At 46.6% G+C, this 19,347-nt stretch carries 14 protein-coding genes; 12 read left to right on the forward strand and 2 right to left on the reverse strand.

Annotated features, from left to right (window positions below):
• Window positions 1–765 precede the first annotated feature (765 nt).
• The 8 genes from arcA to L1D11_RS10315 all read left to right on the forward strand — a co-directional run bounded on the left by arcA (window position 766) and on the right by L1D11_RS10315 (window position 9,664).
• Window positions 766–1,989: an arginine deiminase gene (arcA, locus tag L1D11_RS10280; protein WP_102424396.1), complete on the forward strand. Its 1,224-nt coding sequence runs from the start codon at window positions 766–768 to the stop codon at window positions 1,987–1,989.
• Between the two features lie 71 nt (window positions 1,990–2,060).
• Window positions 2,061–2,972, forward strand: coding sequence for a carbamate kinase (gene arcC / locus L1D11_RS10285; RefSeq protein ID WP_008219582.1), 912 nt, complete (start codon window positions 2,061–2,063; stop codon window positions 2,970–2,972).
• Between the two features lie 141 nt (window positions 2,973–3,113).
• Window positions 3,114–4,124 (forward strand): ornithine carbamoyltransferase, encoded by a 1,011-nt coding sequence (locus L1D11_RS10290; protein ID WP_004737112.1) that lies wholly within the window; start codon window positions 3,114–3,116, stop codon window positions 4,122–4,124.
• 482 nt (window positions 4,125–4,606) lie between these two features.
• On the forward strand, window positions 4,607–5,536 hold the full coding sequence (gene pyrB, locus L1D11_RS10295; RefSeq protein WP_004737111.1) for an aspartate carbamoyltransferase: 930 nt from the start codon (window positions 4,607–4,609) through the stop codon (window positions 5,534–5,536).
• A gap of 15 nt (window positions 5,537–5,551) precedes the next feature.
• A complete protein-coding gene (pyrI, locus tag L1D11_RS10300; protein ID WP_004737110.1) occupies window positions 5,552–6,016 on the forward strand; it encodes an aspartate carbamoyltransferase regulatory subunit in 465 nt (154 codons plus the stop codon).
• 327 nt (window positions 6,017–6,343) lie between these two features.
• Window positions 6,344–6,832 (forward strand): arginine repressor, encoded by a 489-nt coding sequence (locus tag L1D11_RS10305; RefSeq protein ID WP_004737108.1) that lies wholly within the window; start codon window positions 6,344–6,346, stop codon window positions 6,830–6,832.
• A 174-nt stretch (window positions 6,833–7,006) separates the two neighbouring features.
• Entirely contained in the window at window positions 7,007–8,824 is a 1,818-nt protein-coding gene (locus L1D11_RS10310) for a protein-disulfide reductase DsbD (RefSeq protein ID WP_239831700.1), read from the forward strand.
• A 210-nt stretch (window positions 8,825–9,034) separates the two neighbouring features.
• Window positions 9,035–9,664: a response regulator transcription factor gene (locus tag L1D11_RS10315; RefSeq protein ID WP_076655813.1), complete on the forward strand. Its 630-nt coding sequence runs from the start codon at window positions 9,035–9,037 to the stop codon at window positions 9,662–9,664.
• Here the strand turns inward: L1D11_RS10315 and L1D11_RS10320 are convergent.
• Window positions 9,661–11,412 (reverse strand): potassium/proton antiporter, encoded by a 1,752-nt coding sequence (locus L1D11_RS10320; protein ID WP_239831701.1) that lies wholly within the window; start codon window positions 11,410–11,412, stop codon window positions 9,661–9,663. The two genes, L1D11_RS10315 and L1D11_RS10320, sit on opposite strands and share 4 nt — an antisense overlap.
• A gap of 401 nt (window positions 11,413–11,813) precedes the next feature.
• Here L1D11_RS10320 and L1D11_RS10325 point away from each other — a divergent pair, with 401 nt between their 5' ends.
• The 4 genes from L1D11_RS10325 (at window position 11,814) to L1D11_RS10340 (ending at window position 15,781) form a co-directional block, all read left to right on the forward strand.
• Window positions 11,814–12,080 (forward strand): DUF4212 domain-containing protein, encoded by a 267-nt coding sequence (locus tag L1D11_RS10325; RefSeq protein ID WP_008219570.1) that lies wholly within the window; start codon window positions 11,814–11,816, stop codon window positions 12,078–12,080.
• Between the two features lie 10 nt (window positions 12,081–12,090).
• Window positions 12,091–13,794, forward strand: a complete 1,704-nt coding sequence (locus L1D11_RS10330; protein ID WP_239831702.1) for a sodium:solute symporter family protein — start codon at window positions 12,091–12,093, stop codon at window positions 13,792–13,794.
• Window positions 13,795–13,996: 202 nt separating this feature from the next.
• Window positions 13,997–14,383: a hypothetical protein gene (locus tag L1D11_RS10335; protein WP_239831703.1), complete on the forward strand. Its 387-nt coding sequence runs from the start codon at window positions 13,997–13,999 to the stop codon at window positions 14,381–14,383.
• Between the two features lie 12 nt (window positions 14,384–14,395).
• Window positions 14,396–15,781: a class II fumarate hydratase gene (locus tag L1D11_RS10340; RefSeq protein ID WP_239862391.1), complete on the forward strand. Its 1,386-nt coding sequence runs from the start codon at window positions 14,396–14,398 to the stop codon at window positions 15,779–15,781.
• Between the two features lie 79 nt (window positions 15,782–15,860).
• Here the strand turns inward: L1D11_RS10340 and L1D11_RS10345 are convergent, their stop codons facing one another.
• Entirely contained in the window at window positions 15,861–19,292 is a 3,432-nt protein-coding gene (locus L1D11_RS10345; protein ID WP_239862393.1) for a PAS domain-containing hybrid sensor histidine kinase/response regulator, read from the reverse strand.
• Window positions 19,293–19,347 lie beyond the last annotated feature (55 nt).

Consider the following 19,347-nt stretch of genomic DNA (forward strand, 5'->3'; position numbering starts at 1 on the left):
ATCCCTTCAGCAAACACACTTCCATTCAAAGCCGCTTCCATAGCGGCTTTTTTAGCTCTATCGCTAGCTCAGTCAGCTTTACCGTTACTGCAGCCCATAGCGAACTCAGCAGCTCCCGAGAAGCCCCATCTCAACACTCCTACTCATCTGCACACATCACAGACAAAGTTAACAATACCACTCATTATTTACCAAGGTGATATATGGCGAAATATTTAGTCATTTATTAGCGTTAATTATATTTACAGGTTTATTAAAAGTAACAGCAAAAGATAAATAAACGACTAAACCTAATTAAAAACACCTTCATAAGCCCTATTTTAAAATGTGACCCAAATAACTTTATACGAATTTAATTTGTTAACAGATAATTAATTCCACATTCAAAATTAAATATCTAAATAAAAACACTGCATACTTCCACCTTAAGCTCACTTTTATCAGTTAAAGTACATTGCATATAAACCCTCACTATTTAGATTTTACTAATCTGGATTAAAAAAACATGAATAATGTTCCCCCAGGATTAACTATTTAGAAGCAATCGATGATAGGTCAAAGTGCATAAAATTTGTTAAAACCCTTGTTTTTAAAGGGCTGAGGGATAAAAAATGATTTGTGATAGATCTCTAAGAATACCTGAGCAGCAGGCGTAATATTAATTCCAGACAAGAGATATGAATAAATAATTCATTCTTCTCACCTGAAAATAAATAATTACTCTTAGCAATAAAAGTAATTCAAATATATAAGAGAGAGACGATCATGAGTAAGTTCTATGTAGGTTCTGAAATAGGTCAATTGCGTCGTGTTCTAGTTCATCGCCCAAGACGCGCACTGACTCACTTAACACCATCTAACTGTCACGATTTGCTGTTTGATGACGTACTGGCTGTTGAGCGCGCAGGTAAAGAGCATGACGTATTCACTCAAACGCTACGTGATCAGGGTGTTGAGGTTCTTCTTCTTACTGACCTACTAGCAGATACGCTAGCCGTGCCGGAAGCGAAAGATTGGCTACTGAACTGCCAAGTGTCTGATTACCGTTTGGGTAAAACTTTTGCTAACGACGTACGCTGCTACTTAGGCGACTTACCAAACCTAGAGCTTGCAAAAATCCTAACCGGTGGTCTGTCTTACGCTGAAATGCCGATGAAGTCTTCTTCAATGATGCAAGGCATGTTCACACCAACCGACTTCATTATTGAGCCTTTACCAAACCACCTATTTACTCGCGACACCTCTTGCTGGGTTTACGGTGGTGTATCAATCAACCCAATGGCGAAACCAGCACGTCAACGCGAAACCAACCACGTGCGTGCGATTTACCGTTGGCACCCAACCTTCGCAGGCCAAGACTTCATTAAATACTTCGGCGATGAAGAGAGCATCAACTACGACAACTCAACGATTGAAGGTGGCGACGTACTTGTTATCGGACGCGGCACAGTGCTTATCGGTATGTCGGAACGTACTACGCCACAAGGTGTTGAGCACTTGGCGTCTAGCCTGTTCAAACACGGTCAAGCGAAGCAAGTTATCGCTATGCAGCTACCAAAACACCGCTCTTGCATGCACCTAGACACGGTAATGACACACATGAACGAAGATACGTTCTCTGTTTACCCTGAAGTGGTGAGTAAAGATGTGAAGTGCTGGAACCTAACCGGTGATGAGTCTGGAGCCGTGAAAGTGAAAGAAGAAGGCTACTTCGTTACCGCGATCGAAAAAGCACTGGGCGTAGACAAGCTAAACCTGATCACTACTGGTGGTGACAACTTCCATGCAGAGCGTGAGCAGTGGAATGATGCGAACAACGTTCTTACGGTGAAACCTGGCGTCGTTATTGGCTACGAAGGTAACACCTACACCAACGAGAAATACGACAAAGCTGGCATCACAGTACTGCCAATTCCTGGAGACGAGCTTGGTCGTGGTCGCGGTGGCGCACGTTGCATGAGCTGCCCTATTGAGCGTGATGGTATCTAATCACTAAGACGAAACGGCCAAGTTAAAGCACTTAAATAACCTCAACTTGGCCACAATGAGAGAACACAATTATGACTAAACAAACTGTTGTTGTTGCACTCGGTGGTAACGCCCTACTTCGTCGCGGTGAGCCGTTAGAAGCTGACGTTCAGCGCCGTAATATTGAAACAGCGGTGAAAACCATCTCGGAAATCGCCAAAGAGTACAACGTGGTGTTAGTGCACGGTAATGGCCCACAAGTTGGCTTACTTGCTCTGCAAGGTTTGGAGTACAAAAAAGTAAATCCATACCCACTGGATGTATTGGGCAGCGAAACACAAGGCATGATCGGTTACATGCTGATGCAAGAGTTCAAAAACTATCTGCCGAACCGCAACATCTCATGCATGTTGACCCAAATGACGGTTGATCCAAATGACCCTGCATTTGCCGATCCGACCAAACCGATTGGCCCAATCTACGAAGAAGCAGAAGCGCGTGAATTGGCAGAGAAGTTCCACTGGATCGTAAAACCAGACGGCCAACACTTCCGTCGCGTTGTGCCAAGCCCAAGACCAACCGGCATCGTTGAACATGAAGCGATCACCCAACTTATCGAAGCGGGCCACCTAGTGATCTGTACTGGCGGTGGCGGCATTCCAGTGAAAAAAGAGCATGGCAAATTGGTTGGTGTCGAAGCGGTTATCGACAAAGACATGTCAGCTGCTTTCTTAGCAAAACAATTGAATGCCGACGCACTACTGATTTTGACTGATGCAGACGCGGTTTACCTAGATTGGGGCAAACCGACTCAACACGCACTGCGCAGCACTACGCCAGGTGAACTAGCGAAGTTTGAATTTGATGCCGGATCCATGGGACCAAAAATTGAAGCATCGTGCGAATTCATCCAACAAGGTGGCAAAGTCGTCGGTATCGGTGCGCTCGAAGATGGTTTGCAAATTCTGCAAGGCCAAGCGGGTACCAACATCACCAAAGATTAATCCACTCGTGAGCTTTTCAAGCCTTGCGAGAAAACTGAATCACCGTTTGAACTGAAATTAATACACAAAAATTGAATCGCGCTTTCTTGAATTTTCTTTCCCTGTAACAAGAAAGCGCCTAAATCTAAGAAGGAATACATCATGGCTTTTAACCTACGCAATCGTAACTTCCTAAAACTACTAGATTTCACTCCACGCGAAATTCAACACTTGTTAGATCTTTCAATGGAGCTTAAAAAAGCGAAGTACAACGGTTACGAACAGCCAAAACTGACTGGCAAAAATATCGCACTTATCTTTGAGAAAACCTCAACTCGTACTCGCTGTGCATTCGAAGTGGCAGCATTCGACCAAGGTGCTCGCGTCTCTTACTTAGGCCCATCTGGTTCTCAAATTGGCCATAAAGAATCGATGAAAGATACCGCTCGCGTTCTTGGCCGTATGTACGATGGCATTGAATACCGCGGCTTCGGTCAAGAGATTGTCGAAGAGCTAGGCGCTTACGCTGGTGTACCTGTATGGAATGGTCTGACTGACGAATTCCACCCAACTCAAATCTTGGCAGACTTCCTGACCATGACTGAATACGGCCGTGGTAAGCAGCTGCATGAAATCAAGTTTGCTTACCTAGGTGATGCTCGCAATAACATGGGTAATTCTCTAATGGTTGGCGCAGCGAAAATGGGCATGGACATTCGCCTTGTTGCTCCTAAGCAATTCTGGCCAGAAGAAGGGCTATTGGCTCAATGCCGTGAAATCGCAGAGCACACTGGCGGCAAAATCACCCTAACTGAAGATGTTCAAGAAGGCGTGCAAGGTTGTGACTTCCTATACACCGACGTTTGGGTATCGATGGGTGAAGCGAAAGAAGCATGGGCTGAGCGTATCAACCTAATGATGCCTTACCAAGTGAACATGGAAATGCTAAAAGCAACCGGTAACCCACACGTGAAATTCATGCACTGTCTGCCAGCTTTCCATGGCGAAGATACCACGGTAGGCAAACAACTTGCGGCTGAATATCCACAACTAAAAGACGGTGTGGAAGTGACTGATGAAGTGGTCGAGTCTGAATACTCTATCGTGTTCGATGAAGCTGAAAACCGCATGCACACCATCAAAGCTGTGATGGTTGCAACACTAGGTAGCTAATAAGCCAAACAGCTAAAAAGCTTACAAGCAAAGCACTCTCTTATTTACAAACAAGTCGATAATTTGAGTGCAATAACAGGGAAATGCGGGTGGCGTGCATGGGACTTTTCCCTTGGATAAAACCCGCATTTTTTTTCATTCGTTTGAAAAGATTATTGCCTAAAAAAGTCGAAGTTTTGCTGCTTCAACAAAGGCTTAAAAAGAAGTAAAAACACGGGCTAATTTGGCATAAATATCCATAAAATGAATACTTTACATAAACTATTGCGCGCTGTTTTTATCTGAGTATAATCCTCCGCAATTTGTCTAAAGAGAGCAAAAAATGAACCGCAGTTTTGTCGCACATGATTGTCAAACTACACGCCAGAGAGTGGCGTTGGTGTCATTTTTATTTTGTTCTATTGATCGTTTCGAAGCCTCCTATTTTTAGGGGGCTTTTTTTTGTCCGCAATTTGACTGTATGCATAGAAGGAAGACCCGTTATGGCGCATTCGTTATTTAACAAGCACATCATCTCCATTCCTGAGCTCTCTCGTGATGAACTGGAGCTTATCGTCGATACCGCAGCAAGGCTCAAGGCTGAACCAAATCCAGAGTTGCTGAAAAATAAAGTCGTTGCGAGCTGCTTCTTTGAGCCTTCAACTCGAACTCGCCTCTCATTCGAAACCGCAGTTCAACGCCTTGGTGGCACAGTCATCGGTTTTGATAATGGCGGTAACACATCACTGGCTAAGAAAGGCGAAACACTTGCCGATTCAGTTCAAGTGATTTCATCGTACGTTGATGCCTTTGTGATGCGTCACCCACAAGAAGGGGCTGCGCGCTTGGCGTCTGAGTTCTCTAACGGTGTGCCAGTGGTGAACGGCGGTGATGGCGCGAACCAACACCCAACTCAAACCCTGCTAGACCTGTTCTCGATTTACGAAACACAAGGCACTCTCGACAACCTCAATGTGGCGTTCGTCGGCGACCTAAAATATGGCCGCACCGTGCACTCACTGACGCAAGCACTATCAAAATTCAATAACGTGCGTTTCTTCTTTATCGCACCTGAAGTATTAGCGATGCCGGATTACATCTGTGAAGAACTGGAAGAGATGGGCATTCAATACAGCACACACAGCAGCATTGAAGAAGTGGTACCGGAACTGGATGTGCTATACATGACTCGCGTACAGAAAGAGCGCTTTGATGCATCAGAATACGCACACATGAAATCGGCTTACATCCTCACCGCCGACACATTGAAAGACGCCCGCCAAAACATGAAAGTGCTTCACCCACTGCCACGCGTTGACGAGATCACCACCGACGTTGATAAAACACCACACGCTTACTACTTCGAGCAAGCTGAAAATGGTGTATACGCTCGCGAAGCCCTATTAGCTCTAGTTCTAAACGACACTTTATAAGCAGGAGACAAAGTCATGGTTAAACAAACTCAGCTACAAGTAGAAGCGATCCGTAACGGCAGCGTCATTGACCACATCCCTGCTCACCTTGGTATCAAAATCCTTAAACTGTTCAAGATGCACAAAACCGAACAGCGCATCACCATGGGATTAAATCTGCCATCATCTGCCTTGGGGCACAAAGATCTGATCAAGATTGAGAACATCTTTCTAACCAAAGAGCAGGCGAACCAATTGGCTCTGTATGCACCACAAGCAACGGTCAATCAGATTGAAGAGTACAAGGTCGTAAACAAACTGACGCTTGTACTGCCAGAGCAAATCAACAGCGTATTCTCATGCCCAAATAGCAACTGTATTTCACACGGTGAACCCGTTGAAAGTAGCTTTAAAGTTCAGCTAAAACAGGAAAATGTGCAGCTAAAATGCCATTACTGTGAAAAAGTATTCTCTCGCGAGATCATGAGTGAGATTCGCTAACCCTTATCTTCATTAGTGCCTAGGTCAAAACCATTCCAAGCACATGGATATTTATTCCCAATGCGGAATAAATATCCACTCACCTCAAGAATAAAGCACCAAAATACAAGCAAATAAACAGAATTTTGTTTGGTGATCACCTTCAAAAAGATAACTATCCTTTAGTGGTAGACTGGATGCATAGATGATCATACATCTCGCATACCCGCCCTTCTTTACTTCAGGATTCGTCGGTAAGCCCTAATTAACAAATCGTACTCTACGGCTTTGGGAGTGCGCACGACGCTATGGACAAGCGGTATCACTGTTGACCTTAAGGAGTTGTTCATGAACCCGATCACTGAGCACGGTTGCTTGTATTCAGCTGAAGATAAAACACTGACTGCAGCGTGCAAACGCTTACTACAACAACAAAGCTTCTCAACCCAAAACCAGCTGCGCGAAAAGCTGGTCGAGATCGGCTATACCGGTATTAGCCAATCGACGGTATCTCGTATTTTGTCACAGCTCGGCGTAGTCAAAATCCAGAATGCCTGTGGTAAAAAAGTCTACTGTATTACGGTTGAAAGCGCGCCTGTACGTGTCGATGCGTCCATCTCTTCGCAAATCGAATTAATCACTCATAACCAAGCAATGGTGATAGTTAAAACCCACCCAGGTTGTGCGCAGTTAGTTGCAAGATTAGTAGATATCGACCCACATACTGAGATTATCGGTACTGTTGGCGGCAACGACACCGTGTTAATTATTCCAAAAGACACAACCAATATTGATGCTTGCGAGCAAGTGGTAAAAGCACGCCTAGGTGTCGCTTAAATGTGTTACTGGCAAGGGCCCCCTATGCCTGCTGCAAGGCTGACCCTCTCCCGATTACCCAAGAAAGTGGATTTCCCGCCCTAAGGGATATTTGCTAACCAATGAAACTAATAGCAAACTATTACGGTCTGATTGAGTTAAGATACCCATAACTCCATTAAATGACTAAATAGTATGCGACGACTTGCCACATTACTTTTTGTTTGTATTTCCCTATTCACCCAGCCTGCGTGGGCGCTTTTTGGAAATGACAACGCCGAGCCTAGCTTCGGAGGCAATAACAACGGTTTTGTTCCTGTAGACCAAGCTTTCCCTTTCAATTACTACCAGCAAGATGGCAAGGTGCTTCTCGACTGGCAGGTAAAAGAAGGCTACTACCTCTATCAACATAGCCTCTCTTTTAGCGGCCAAAATCTCGCTATCGGCAATGTTGAGTTAGAAGATGGTAAGCCACACCAAGATGAATTCTTTGGTGAGGTAAGTGTTTACACTCAGCCGCTATTCGTGCAAGTTCCCCTGCAAAGTTACCAAGATGGCTCACAGTTGATCGTTAAGTATCAAGGCTGTGCAGAGGCTGGCTTCTGCTACCCTCCAGAAACTCGTGTCATTGACATTGCACCGTTTGAAGCAATGGGTTCAAGCGACACTACCAGTAACCAAACGAACATTTCTCCACAAGTTGCTTCTCCAAAAGCAGATGTGACAAATAACACGACACCACAATCAAGCGCACCCGTTTCAAAAGAAGCGAGCCTAGCCGATAAACTCGGTGACAGTTGGTGGACCCCATTACTGTTCTTGGCGCTCGGTGTTGGCTTAGCCTTCACACCGTGTGTTCTGCCTATGTATCCAATCCTAACGGGCATTGTGTTAGGTGGTGGCAAGCTCAGCCAAGGTCGTGCGCTGATGTTGTCCTTCATCTACGTGCAGGGTATGGCGCTAACTTACACACTATTAGGGTTAGTGGTTGCGTCTGCAGGTATGCAATTCCAAGCTGCGATGCAGCACCCTTACGTGTTGATTGCGTTGAGCGTTCTATTCGTAGCGTTAGCGATGTCGATGTTTGGCGTGTATAACCTACAACTGCCGAGCAGTGTCCAAACCTGGCTCAACAACCAAAGCAACAAACAGCAAGGCGGTAATACCTTGGGTGTGTTCGCGATGGGTGCGATCTCTGGTTTGGTATGTTCACCTTGTACTACAGCGCCACTCTCAGGTGCGCTGCTGTATGTTGCTCAAAGTGGCGACCTATTAACGGGTGCGATAGCTCTGTACGCGTTAGCTATGGGTATGGGCATTCCACTAATCTTGGTGGCGGTATTCGGCAATAAGCTACTGCCAAAAGCAGGCAGCTGGATGGATAAAGTTAAGGTCGTATTCGGCTTTATCTTGTTGGCAGCACCAATCCTCCTGCTAGAGCGCATCATCCCAGAGCTGTGGGCAACCGTGCTTTGGTCTGCCCTTGGGTTCATCGCCTTCGGTTGGTTGTATCACAGCAAGAACGCACTACCATTTGGTGGTTGGAAGCAAAGTGCAGTAGGTATTATCGCGATGCTTGGTCTGTTTGCTTCTGCTCAACCAGCACTGAATTACTGGTTTTCGGAAAAAAGCGTTGTTGTGGAACAACAGATCCAGTTTGCACGCATCAATACCGTTGAAGAGCTTGAAATACAGCTCATTGAAGCGAAGAAACTGGGTAAACCGGTAATGCTCGATTTCTACGCCGACTGGTGTGTAGCTTGTAAGGAGTTTGAGAAGTACACCTTCCATCAAGCAGACGTCGAGAACAAGCTGTCTGACTTCGTGTTACTTCAAGCAGACGTGACGCGAAACATGCCCCAAGACATTGAATTGCTGAAGCAACTGCAGGTACTTGGCTTACCAACCATTGAGTTCTGGGATAGCGAGGGTAACCATGTTCCAAATGCTCGTGTGACTGGTTTTATGCCTGCCGATGTATTCTTAAAACACATGCAAGACCACCAGCTATAACGGCAACATTAGTCTAAATATAGCGCCAGACAAAGCCGCACCGCCCCTCATAACGAGATAGCAGTGCGGCTTTTTTGTTATAGCAAGAAACGCTTTCTTTTAAAGCGGATAAAAGTCGATATGGTTCAGACTTTTAATGCATAGATATTGTCCACATACTCAATCAGGATGATAATAAATATTAACTAAATTGTTAAAAGTATGGACGTCATGGACTCGACCTACACCATCATCATTGCTGATGACCACCCTCTCTTCCGCAACGCCCTATTTCAGTCGGTTCATATGGCGATCAGCGGTGCGAACCTACTTGAGGCCGACTCTCTCGACGCGTTACTGACCCTGCTTAAAAAAGAAGATGAACCCGACCTACTGCTTCTCGACCTAAAAATGCCGGGAGCCAATGGAATGTCTGGTCTGATTCAACTTCGTGCGGAATACCCGGATCTACCGATTGTCGTGATCTCGGCAAGTGAAGACGCTAGCGTGGTCACTCAAGTGAAAAGCCATGGTGCGTTTGGCTTTATTCCAAAGTCGAGTGACATGCGTGAATTGGTGAGTGCACTGAATCAAGTGCTGAATGGCGACCCTTTCTTCCCTGAAGGGTTGATCACTAACAATGCGGCTTGTAGCGACCTTGCAGAAAAAATTGCAACACTGACGCCGCAACAATACAAGGTGCTAGGGATGCTTTCCGACGGCCTGCTGAACAAGCAAATCGCCTACGAATTGAATGTTTCGGAAGCGACCATCAAGGCGCACATGACAGCCATCTTCCGAAAACTGGACGTAAAAAACCGAACTCAAGCGGTTATCTTACTGCAAGAAGTCCACAATTAAGCGCCGCTGATATCCTCTTCTAAAGTCGTCTTAGGCAAACATAAACCCAACTTGACGACTTTATGATCTTCTATCTCTGCAACCACCCAATTGATGTCATGCCACTCGAAACTATCACCCAATACTGGATGAGGACCAAGTTCGTGTTCAGCCAACTCTTTTAGCGTCATGTCACGCTCTTCTTCAGAACCAAGCTCAATGCCATAACAGTCACTCACCGCAGCAATCGACAAACTAACCTCAAGGAAGAAATCACCAAAGAATCGTGCAGCCTCTTCAGCTTCCGGCGCCTCACTGAACAGCTCACTTAAACTGTCTAGGTCTTTGTCTTGGCCAAGCACACAAAGAATATCGTTCGCTTCTAACACAGTGCTACCCGATGGGTGAAGTAAAGCGTCCTGTCGAAACAGTGCGGTAATACGTGTGCCTTCTGGCATTGACAAGCGCTTGAGCGGCTCACCGACACACCACTTCTCTTCTTTCAGCTTGTAGACAAACATCTCCCACTCGCTGGTCGGGTAGATCTCGATACCAGTACGTGAAATAGGTGTCGGCGTTGGTGGCAAGGTGACTTGAGCCAGCCTCGCAACCTTCATCAAGCTGCCACCTTGAACTATCAGCGAGACCATAACCACGAAGAAGGCGATATTGAAATACAGCTGAGCATTAGGCAGACCTGCCATCATCGGGAATACCGCCAAAATGATTGGTACCGCACCACGTAAACCCACCCAAGAAACAAACCAGCGCTCCTTGGTAGTAAAACGTCGAAACGGCAGCAAACCTAACCAAACCGACAACGGACGAGCAAACAGAATCATACCGAAAGCCAGTGCCAAGGCAGGGAGTGCAATCTCCATCAATGTCGATGGTGTTACCAAGAGGCCGAGAACCAAGAACATCACAATCTGGCTTAGCCAGGTCATTCCATCAAGAACATTGAGAATCGAGTGTCGAGAGCGTGTTGGACGGTTACCAATAAACAAACCCACTAGATAAATCGATAAGATACCACTGCCGCCAAGCATGTTAGAGAAAGCAAACAGAGCCACACCGCCACTCAGTACCAGAATCGAGTAAAGGCCATCAGCCAGCTGCACTCGGTTAATTAGACTCCACAGAACCCAACCGCCACCAAGCCCGATAAGGGTACCGATACCAAATTGCATCGCGAAGCTTTTCAGTAGGAAGTTCATCCCCATCTCGGCATCAGGGGTGCCAAGCAGCGCGATTAAGGTCACCGTTAGGAAGACCGCCATAGGATCATTAGTACCGGACTCAATCTCTAGGGTTGAACCAACACGCTCGTTGAGGCTTTGTCCTTTGAGCAGAGAAAATACCGCAGCGGCATCGGTCGAGCCCACAATCGCGCCCACTAGAATGCCTTGCATCAGTGATAAGTCGAATAGCCAAGCCGCCATTAAGCCGGTGAGAGTAGCTGTACAAGCTACACCTATGGTAGCTAACGACAGCGAGGGCCAAAACGCGACCTTAAAACTCGCCACCTTAGTGCGCATACCACCATCAAGCAGTATCACGGCAAGCGCGAGGTTACTCACCAAGTAAGTTAATGAATAGTCGTCAAAATTGATGCCGCCGGGGCCATCTTCGCCCGCCAACATACCAACAAACAAAAAGATCAAAAGAATCGGAACGCCCAATCGTGAGGACACTTGTGAGAAAAGCACACTGATGGCGATAAGCACGGCACCAGTTAAAAATAAGTGATTAATAGTTATTGCGTCCAATTCGTTCCCCCAAAGAATAAAACTCGTGATTAAAGCATGTCGAATTTCTGCTATTAAGCAAGAAAAGGGCTCTAAAAGCAGCGTAATTACTATAACAAACTTATATTTCCCTTCGTGTCATATGCAGGACTAAATAATGATTCTCTGTCATTTAGTTGTTAAATTTTATTACTCCCTCACTAATTCATCCCTTTTTGTTAGACCTTTGGCTAATTTAACAACATTGTAACATCACATTTTTATATGGTTTTGTCTCCTAACTCCCATATTTCAGTGGATTAGGGCTAATACCGTCCCGACTAAAGTTGCACAGATCCCTTGACTTATCCTTGCTACATTTCAAATCGTAACATTACGTTAACACAGCAACATTCTACGGAAACGGAATAAAGGAGAAGGCAATGGCGTTCGAATCTACGGAACATGCTCAAGCCTACTGGAAGGAAAACTTGGGAATTATGGGAACACTGCTCGCGATCTGGTTCGCAGTGTCTTACGGCGCAGGCATCTTATTTGTTGATGCCCTCAACACCGTTCAGTTTGGCGGGTTCAAGCTCGGCTTTTGGTTCGCTCAACAAGGCTCGATCTACACCTTCGTGGCGCTGATATTCATTTACGTTGTCCGCATGAATGCGCTCGACAAAAAATACAACGTACAGGAAGACTAGAGGCTAGAACATGGATATTCAAACTTGGACGTTTATTCTCGTCGGTATCACTTTCGCACTGTATATCGGCATCGCAATCTGGGCTCGCGCAGGGTCTACCAGTGAATTCTACGTTGCGGGTGGTGGTGTACACCCAGTAGCAAACGGTATGGCGACAGCCGCTGACTGGATGTCAGCAGCGTCATTCATCTCAATGGCAGGTATCATCTCATTCGTTGGTTACGACGGTGCGGTTTACCTAATGGGTTGGACAGGTGGTTATGTACTACTTGCGTTATGTTTAGCACCTTACCTACGTAAGTTCGGTCAGTTTACGGTTCCTGATTTTATCGGCGAACGTTACTACTCGAAAACAGCGCGTATGGTAGCGGTATTCTGTGCAATCTTCGTATCATTCACATACGTTGCAGGCCAGATGCGTGGTGTAGGCGTAGTATTCTCTCGTTTCCTAGAGGTCGACATTAACCTAGGTATCATCATTGGTATGGGTATTGTGTTCTTCTACGCAGTACTTGGTGGCATGAAAGGCATCACTTATACGCAGGTAGCTCAATTCTGTGTCCTCATTTTCGCCTTCCTTGTTCCAGCAATCTTTACGTCAATCATGATGACAGGTAACCCGCTTCCACAAGTTGGTATGGGTTCAACGATTTCAGGCACAGACGTTTACCTACTCGATAAACTGGATGGACTCACCGAAGAACTCGGATTTACCGCCTATACCGAAGGTAACAAGAGCATGGTGGATGTATTCTTCATCTGTGCGGCTCTAATGGTGGGTACTGCAGGTCTTCCACACGTAATCATCCGTTTCTTCACGGTACCTAAAGTACGTGATGCGCGTATCTCAGCGGGTTGGGCACTACTGTTCATCTCATTGCTATACACAACAGCACCAGGCGTTGCAGCATTCGCTCGTGTAAACATGATCGAAACGATTAATGGCCCAGACATGCAAGGTGTCGCAGCAGCAGACGCACCTAGCTGGTACAAAAACTGGGAAAGCACTGGCCTAGTAGGTTGGGAAGATAAGAACGGCGATGGCAAGATGTTCTACTCGGGCGATGAACGCAACGAGATGAAGATCAACCGTGACATCATCGTACTGGCTTCTCCAGAGCTAGCGAAACTACCAAACTGGGTTGTAGCTCTATTGGCAGCCGGTGGCCTAGCAGCCGCACTATCAACAGCCGCAGGTCTACTATTGGTTATCTCAACATCGATTTCGCATGACTTGTTGAAGAAAGGCTTCAGACCAAACATGACCGACAAGCAGGAGCTACTAGCCGCTCGTTTGGCAGCAATGGTCGCGATTATAGGTGCAGGTTACTTGGGTATTAACCCACCAGGCTTCGTAGCTCAGGTAGTAGCGTTTGCCTTCGGCTTAGCCGCAGCATCCTTCTTCCCAGCAATTATCCTAGGTATCTTCTACAAGAAGATGAACAAGGAAGGTGCGATTGCAGGTATGTTGACAGGTATTGCCTTCACAGCAAGCTACATCATCTACTTCAAGTTCATTAACCCAGCAGCAAGCACACCTGAAAACTGGTGGTTTGGTATCAGCCCAGAAGGCATCGGTACGCTAGGTATGTGTCTAAACTTCGTAGTATCAATTGCGGTAAACAAAGTGACTGCTGAAGTACCACAAGACGTACAAGAGATGGTTGAAAACATCCGTTACCCTAAGGGTGCTGGTGAAGCTCACGACCACTAAACGCGACTACTAAACCGAGATGTTTAGCAAAAAATGACTCAGTACTTACATTGTAGGGATTAGGTACTGAATCTCAGAAAGCCGATACGTTATGTATCGGCTTTTTTCTTTTGCCTACCGTTTTATAAAAACAGAAACAAAGGGTTGTTTTTAAAACCTCGTTTGATAATAATTATCATTAACATCCAATAGAGAGATGAAAATGATGATGAAAGAGCAGCAGGTTCTCTATTCGAGGTTCTACAAAGCGCAGGATCGCTTTACCGCCTCAGAGCAAGTTCACGGTCACGAGCCGTTTGTCATTCGAGACTACATCGAGTGTGCACAAACGCTTGCCGCATACTACGAAAAACACGCCGCCCAAGAAAATATCTTGCTGTGCGAGCTGTACCTGCGCCAAGTTTTCTTCCATCTGATTGAAGCGATTGAGTCACCTGAGCGCAGTTTTACCTTTCGTCATATCTGCCTAGACTCAATTCACTCACCGCTATTTTATCTAAAACGCCACTACTGCCAGCAACCACATGGCCAGGCGCGCTTTTTGAATCTCAGCCAGACACTACAACAAGTCCAAGCCCCACTTGGCTAACAAGGATAGAAGATGACCCTACAATATCGAATTGAAAAAGACAGCATGGGGGAAGTAAAAGTCCCTGCTGATGCGCTGTATCAAGCACAAACTCAACGTGCCGCAGATAACTTCGCGTTTAGCTCCCACAAAATGCCCACCAGCTTTATTCAAGCACTGGCATTAATTAAACAAGCCGCTGCTGACACCAATGCTCAATTAGGCTTATTGGAAGGCGATATTGCCAATGCGATCGCTGACGCGAGCCAAGAGATCATTGATGGTAAACATCTCGATCAATTCCCGATCGATGTTTATCAAACCGGCTCTGGTACTAGCTCTAACATGAACGCCAACGAAGTGATTGCGACACTCGCATCAAGAAGTTTGCAAGGCGACGTGAACCCAAACGATCACGTCAATATGGGCCAAAGCAGTAACGATGTGGTGCCAACCGCGATTCAAGTCAGTGTCGCACTCACTGCGGAAAACAAGCTGCTACCAGCACTAAGTCACCTCTCTGAAGCGCTGAGCGTGAAACAGCAAGAGCTTGCTGAGGTCGTGAAAACCGGCCGTACTCACCTAATGGATGCGATGCCGATTACCTTTGCTCAAGAGTTGGGTGGCTGGAAGTTCCAGATTGAACACGCTAAACAAGCGATTGAAAGCACCCTGCCCGCTATTAAAGCGCTTGCTCAAGGTGGAACGGCGGTAGGTACAGGCATCAATGCTGAGCCTCGCTTTGCCGATAAGTTTGCAAGTAACCTGTCGCAGTCGACAAAGATCAGCTTTAACTCGAGTGAAAACTTCTTTTTCAACCTCAGCAGTCAAGACGCGATCGTTGCCTTTTCGGGTCAGCTCAAAACTGCAGCAGTTGCGATCATGAAGATCGCAAACGATCTTCGCTGGATGAACTCTGGCCCATTAGCTGGCTTAGGAGAAATTGAATTGCAGGCGCTACAACCAGGCTCATCTATTATGCCCGGTAAAGTGAACCCTGTGATTCCAGAAGCCGCAGCGATGGCGGCAGCGCAGGTGATTGGGAATGACACTACTATTACGGTAGCCGGCCAGTCTGGCAACTTCCAACTTAATGTGATGCTGCCAGTCATTGCTCATAACGTATTAGAAAGTATCGAGCTTTTAGCTAATAGCTCTGTTGCGCTGGCAGATAAAGCCATCGCTACTTTCACAGTGCGCCAAGACAATCTTGATTTAGCACTTTCAAAGAATCCAATTCTGGTGACGGCGCTTAATCCTGTGATTGGTTACTTAAAAGCTGCTGATATTGCGAAGAAAGCCTACAAAGAAGGTTTTCCTATCCTTGATGTTGCAGAAAGAGAAACCGATCTAAGCCGAGAAGAACTCAGCAAGCTGCTTGACCCAACCGCTCTCACTCAAGGTGGTATCGCAGGTTAAAGCCAGTAACTCATAACAAGTCTACCGGATCGAAAAAGGCCTCATCAGAGGCCTTTTTAGGATCTAATAATGACTTAAATTAACTCACGCGATTCAATACTGCTCTGAGTTTTAGTGGTTTCACTGGCTTGGCAATAAAGCTAAAGCTGTTGGCCTTTATCGCCGCCAACATGTCATCGGTTCTATCGGCACTGATGATGACTCCCTCAAAAGAGTCACCAAGGCGTAAACGACACTGCTGCAACACCTCAAGTCCTGTTCTGCCATTATCGAGGCGGTAATCAGAGAAGATCACATCGGGTTTCCAGTCACCATCCAGGCACTTCAAACTCTCAACTAAATCAACTGCGGTCTTAACCTCACAGCCCCAGCGACCTATCAGGTTCTCCATACCCACTAAAATCTCTCGTTCATTATCAACACACAAGATTTTAAGGTGCTCGATATCACTGCTCGCCACTGGCGCAGCAGCTTGCACAACCGGAGCCACTTGTTCCGCTCTTGCTAAGGTAATAGAAAAGACACTGCCTCGTCCCGGCCATGAACGCATCGATATTTGATGACCAAGCACATGAGCAATACCTTTCGAAATCGCGAGACCAAGCCCTAACCCTTGATCGGAACGCACTTGGCTACCACGAGTGAACTCTTCGAAGATCTCTTGTTGCTTGTCTTCATCAATACCTGTTCCGTTATCCCACACATCGATTCGCACCTGCCCGTTGAGTCGTCTTGCTCCGAGCACTACTTTCCCTTCAGGGTTATAGCGGAAGGCGTTAGTCAAAAAGTTCTGAATCACTCGTCTCAGCAATTTAGGGTCAGATTGAATAAACAGAGATGATGGGATCATCTTGAAATCAATTTTTTGCTGCGTCGCTAAGGCGCTAAATTCCGCATTCAAGTTAGCAAGCACATCGTGCACCGCAATGGCATGAATGTTGGTTTCCAGCTTGCCGGACTCTAATCGTGAGATATCCAGCAAGTCGCCAATCAAGTCCTCGGCCGCACCCAATGCACTTTCAATGTGGGACGAAAGCTGCTTCACCTCTTGCTCTTTTGCTACCTCCGAAAGGGACGAAGCAAACAGCCGAGCCGCATTCAATGGCTGCATCAAATCGTGGCTCACCGCCGCTAAGAAACGACTCTTAGATTGGGATTCTTGATCAGATATCTGCGTTGCTTTAACCAAGCGATGGTTCAGCTTTTCAAGCTCTTGAGTTCGTTCGTGTACTCTTGATTCCAAGCTTTCATTCGCGTCTTTTAACGCCTGTTCTGCTTGTCTAAATACCGTAATATCGGTAAAGCTCATCACAAAGCCGCCGCTTGGCATTGGGTTACCTTGCACCTCAATCACTCGACCATCAGGACGAATGCGAGAAGAGGTGTGTCGTGTACCCTGCTCCAAATGATAAACACGGCGACGCACGTGATCTTCAGGGTCACCCGGACCACACAAACCTTGCTGCGCATTATGACGAATCACATCGGAGATAGGCCTACCCACTTGAATCAGGCCAGCTGGGAATTCAAACAGTTCTAAGTACCGCTGATTCCATGCCACCAGCCTCATCTGTTTGTCCACCACCGCAATTCCTTGGCCAATGTGCTCAATCGCCCCTTGCAGTAGGCCACGGCTGAAATCGTACAGCTCAGAGGCTTCATCAACGATGGTCGCGACTTCTTCAAGCTGCATATTTCTGCCTTGTAAAGCAGAAGTAAGTACTAACTTCGCAGATGAAGCACCAAACACACCCGCCAGTACGCGCTCAGCATGTCGAATCAAGCTTGCAGGGGCTTGCTGATTAGGAAGCAGTGGCTGACCTTGCTGCTGCCAGTAACTTTGGATAGCGCTTTTCGCTCGCTTTCGACCGACAAAACGCGACGCCAACATCTCTAGCTCCGCAACTGTCACACGGTTTTGATAGAGGCTAATGTTTTCATTTTCAGGTAGTGGCGTACCAACGAATGCCGCCGATTGTAAGCGCTCACTTAGGCTTGGTCTGGTCGAAATAGAAACCACGGCATAACACAAAGTATTGAGCACAATACTCAGCACTATCCCCCAATTTGAACTGCTGATATTCCAACTACTGAGCAGCTCTGGCGGCGTGATGATCCACAACAATAGGTTACTTTCACTGTCACCAGCCAACATACTGGTTTGACTCATCAGGGTAATTAGCCAAATCACCGAACCAACCATTAAACCAACATAAACACCCTTGCGGTTGCCCGGGCGCCAGTACAAACCACCAATCAGTGCCGGTGCAAATTGAGCAATCGCAGCAAACGAAAGGAAGCCGATGGCGGATAAGGAATGAATGGTATCGAGCGCCTGATAGAACAACCAAGCACCAAGTAGAAGCAGTAAAATAAGCCCGCGACGAATCACCAATAGCAACCCAGAGAAATGGCGATGAGTCCTTTGAGTTAGTCGCATACGGCGTAGCAATAGTGGCATCACTAGATCGTTCGACACCATGATCGCCAACGCGATGGTCGATACGATCACCATGCCACTTGCCGCTGAAGTACCGCCAAGGAACGCAAGCAAGGCAATGTGATTGGCGCCTTCAGCCATCGGCAGGCTAATCACATACGTATCTGCAGGCATGCTTGGAAGCAGCCCTTGCCCCGCCCATGCAATCGGCAGAACAAACAGCCCCATCAAAATCAGATAAAGCGGAAATAACCAACGAGCGGTGTGCAGATCTTGAGGGCGCTCATTCTCAACAACCATGGTATGGAACTGACGCGGTAAGCAGACAATCGCCAACATGGTCAAAACGGTATGGATAATTAAGGTCGGAATATTCGGCGATTCGTAAGTGCTCGCCGCCACGTCGAGCAAGTCAATCTTATCGCTGCTCATCGCCAAATACATGATAAACAAGCCAACAATCAAAAATGCCGCTAACTTAACGATGGACTCAAACGCCACCGCCATCATCATGCCACGATGATGCTCCGTGTTATCTATGTGCCTGGTACCAAACAACATGGTGAAAATAGCTAGCGCACCAACCACAAACCAAGAAACATGGTAATCCTGGTAACCAAAATCTTGCGCCAAACTCGGGGCGACAATATCTAGCCCCATGGTGATGCCACGCAGCTGTAAGGCGATGTAAGGAAGAATGCCGATCACAGCGATAACCGTCACTGCTACCGCTAAACCTTGAGATTTGCCATATCGAGCCGCAATGAAATCAGCTATTGAAGTAATGTGTTCCCGTTTCGCTATCAGAATCAGTCGCGCTAAGATCCGCCACCCAAGAGTGAAGACCAGAATCGGTGCAAGATAGATGGGTAAGAAAGACCAAGGGTTATTACTCGCCTGACCCACCGTTCCATAGAAGGTCCACGAGGTACAATACACCGCAATAGAAAGGCTATAAATCCACGGTCGCCAACGCGATAGCCAACGAACCTGCCTGTCTCCATACCAAGCGATCAGAAATAACACACCCAAGTAGGCTAAAGAGACTGGAATTACTACCCATCCTTGCATTGAAAACCCTTTCTTCATCCATAAAAAAACCTCTCCATAAGGGAGAGGTTTCATT

It is taken from the genome of Vibrio sp. Isolate32 (assembly GCF_022397955.1).
In the GTDB taxonomy this organism is placed as follows: domain Bacteria; phylum Pseudomonadota; class Gammaproteobacteria; order Enterobacterales; family Vibrionaceae; genus Vibrio.

Bases quoted from the DNA above. Each gene is read 5' to 3' on its own strand.
- L1D11_RS10305 (WP_004737108.1), top strand. From the start codon at position 6,344: ATGAACCCGATCACTGAGCACGGTTGCTTGTATTCAGCTGAAGATAAA.
- L1D11_RS10345 (WP_239862393.1), bottom strand. From the start codon at position 19,292: ATGCAAGGATGGGTAGTAATTCCAGTCTCTTTAGCCTACTTGGGTGTG.
- arcA (WP_102424396.1), top strand. From the start codon at position 766: ATGAGTAAGTTCTATGTAGGTTCTGAAATAGGTCAATTGCGTCGTGTT.
- L1D11_RS10315 (WP_076655813.1), top strand. From the start codon at position 9,035: ATGGACTCGACCTACACCATCATCATTGCTGATGACCACCCTCTCTTC.
- L1D11_RS10290 (WP_004737112.1), top strand. From the start codon at position 3,114: ATGGCTTTTAACCTACGCAATCGTAACTTCCTAAAACTACTAGATTTC.
- L1D11_RS10340 (WP_239862391.1), top strand. From the start codon at position 14,396: ATGACCCTACAATATCGAATTGAAAAAGACAGCATGGGGGAAGTAAAA.
- arcC (WP_008219582.1), top strand. From the start codon at position 2,061: ATGACTAAACAAACTGTTGTTGTTGCACTCGGTGGTAACGCCCTACTT.
- L1D11_RS10310 (WP_239831700.1), top strand. From the start codon at position 7,007: ATGCGACGACTTGCCACATTACTTTTTGTTTGTATTTCCCTATTCACC.
- L1D11_RS10335 (WP_239831703.1), top strand. From the start codon at position 13,997: ATGATGATGAAAGAGCAGCAGGTTCTCTATTCGAGGTTCTACAAAGCG.
- L1D11_RS10330 (WP_239831702.1), top strand. From the start codon at position 12,091: ATGGATATTCAAACTTGGACGTTTATTCTCGTCGGTATCACTTTCGCA.
- L1D11_RS10325 (WP_008219570.1), top strand. From the start codon at position 11,814: ATGGCGTTCGAATCTACGGAACATGCTCAAGCCTACTGGAAGGAAAAC.
- pyrI (WP_004737110.1), top strand. From the start codon at position 5,552: ATGGTTAAACAAACTCAGCTACAAGTAGAAGCGATCCGTAACGGCAGC.
- pyrB (WP_004737111.1), top strand. From the start codon at position 4,607: ATGGCGCATTCGTTATTTAACAAGCACATCATCTCCATTCCTGAGCTC.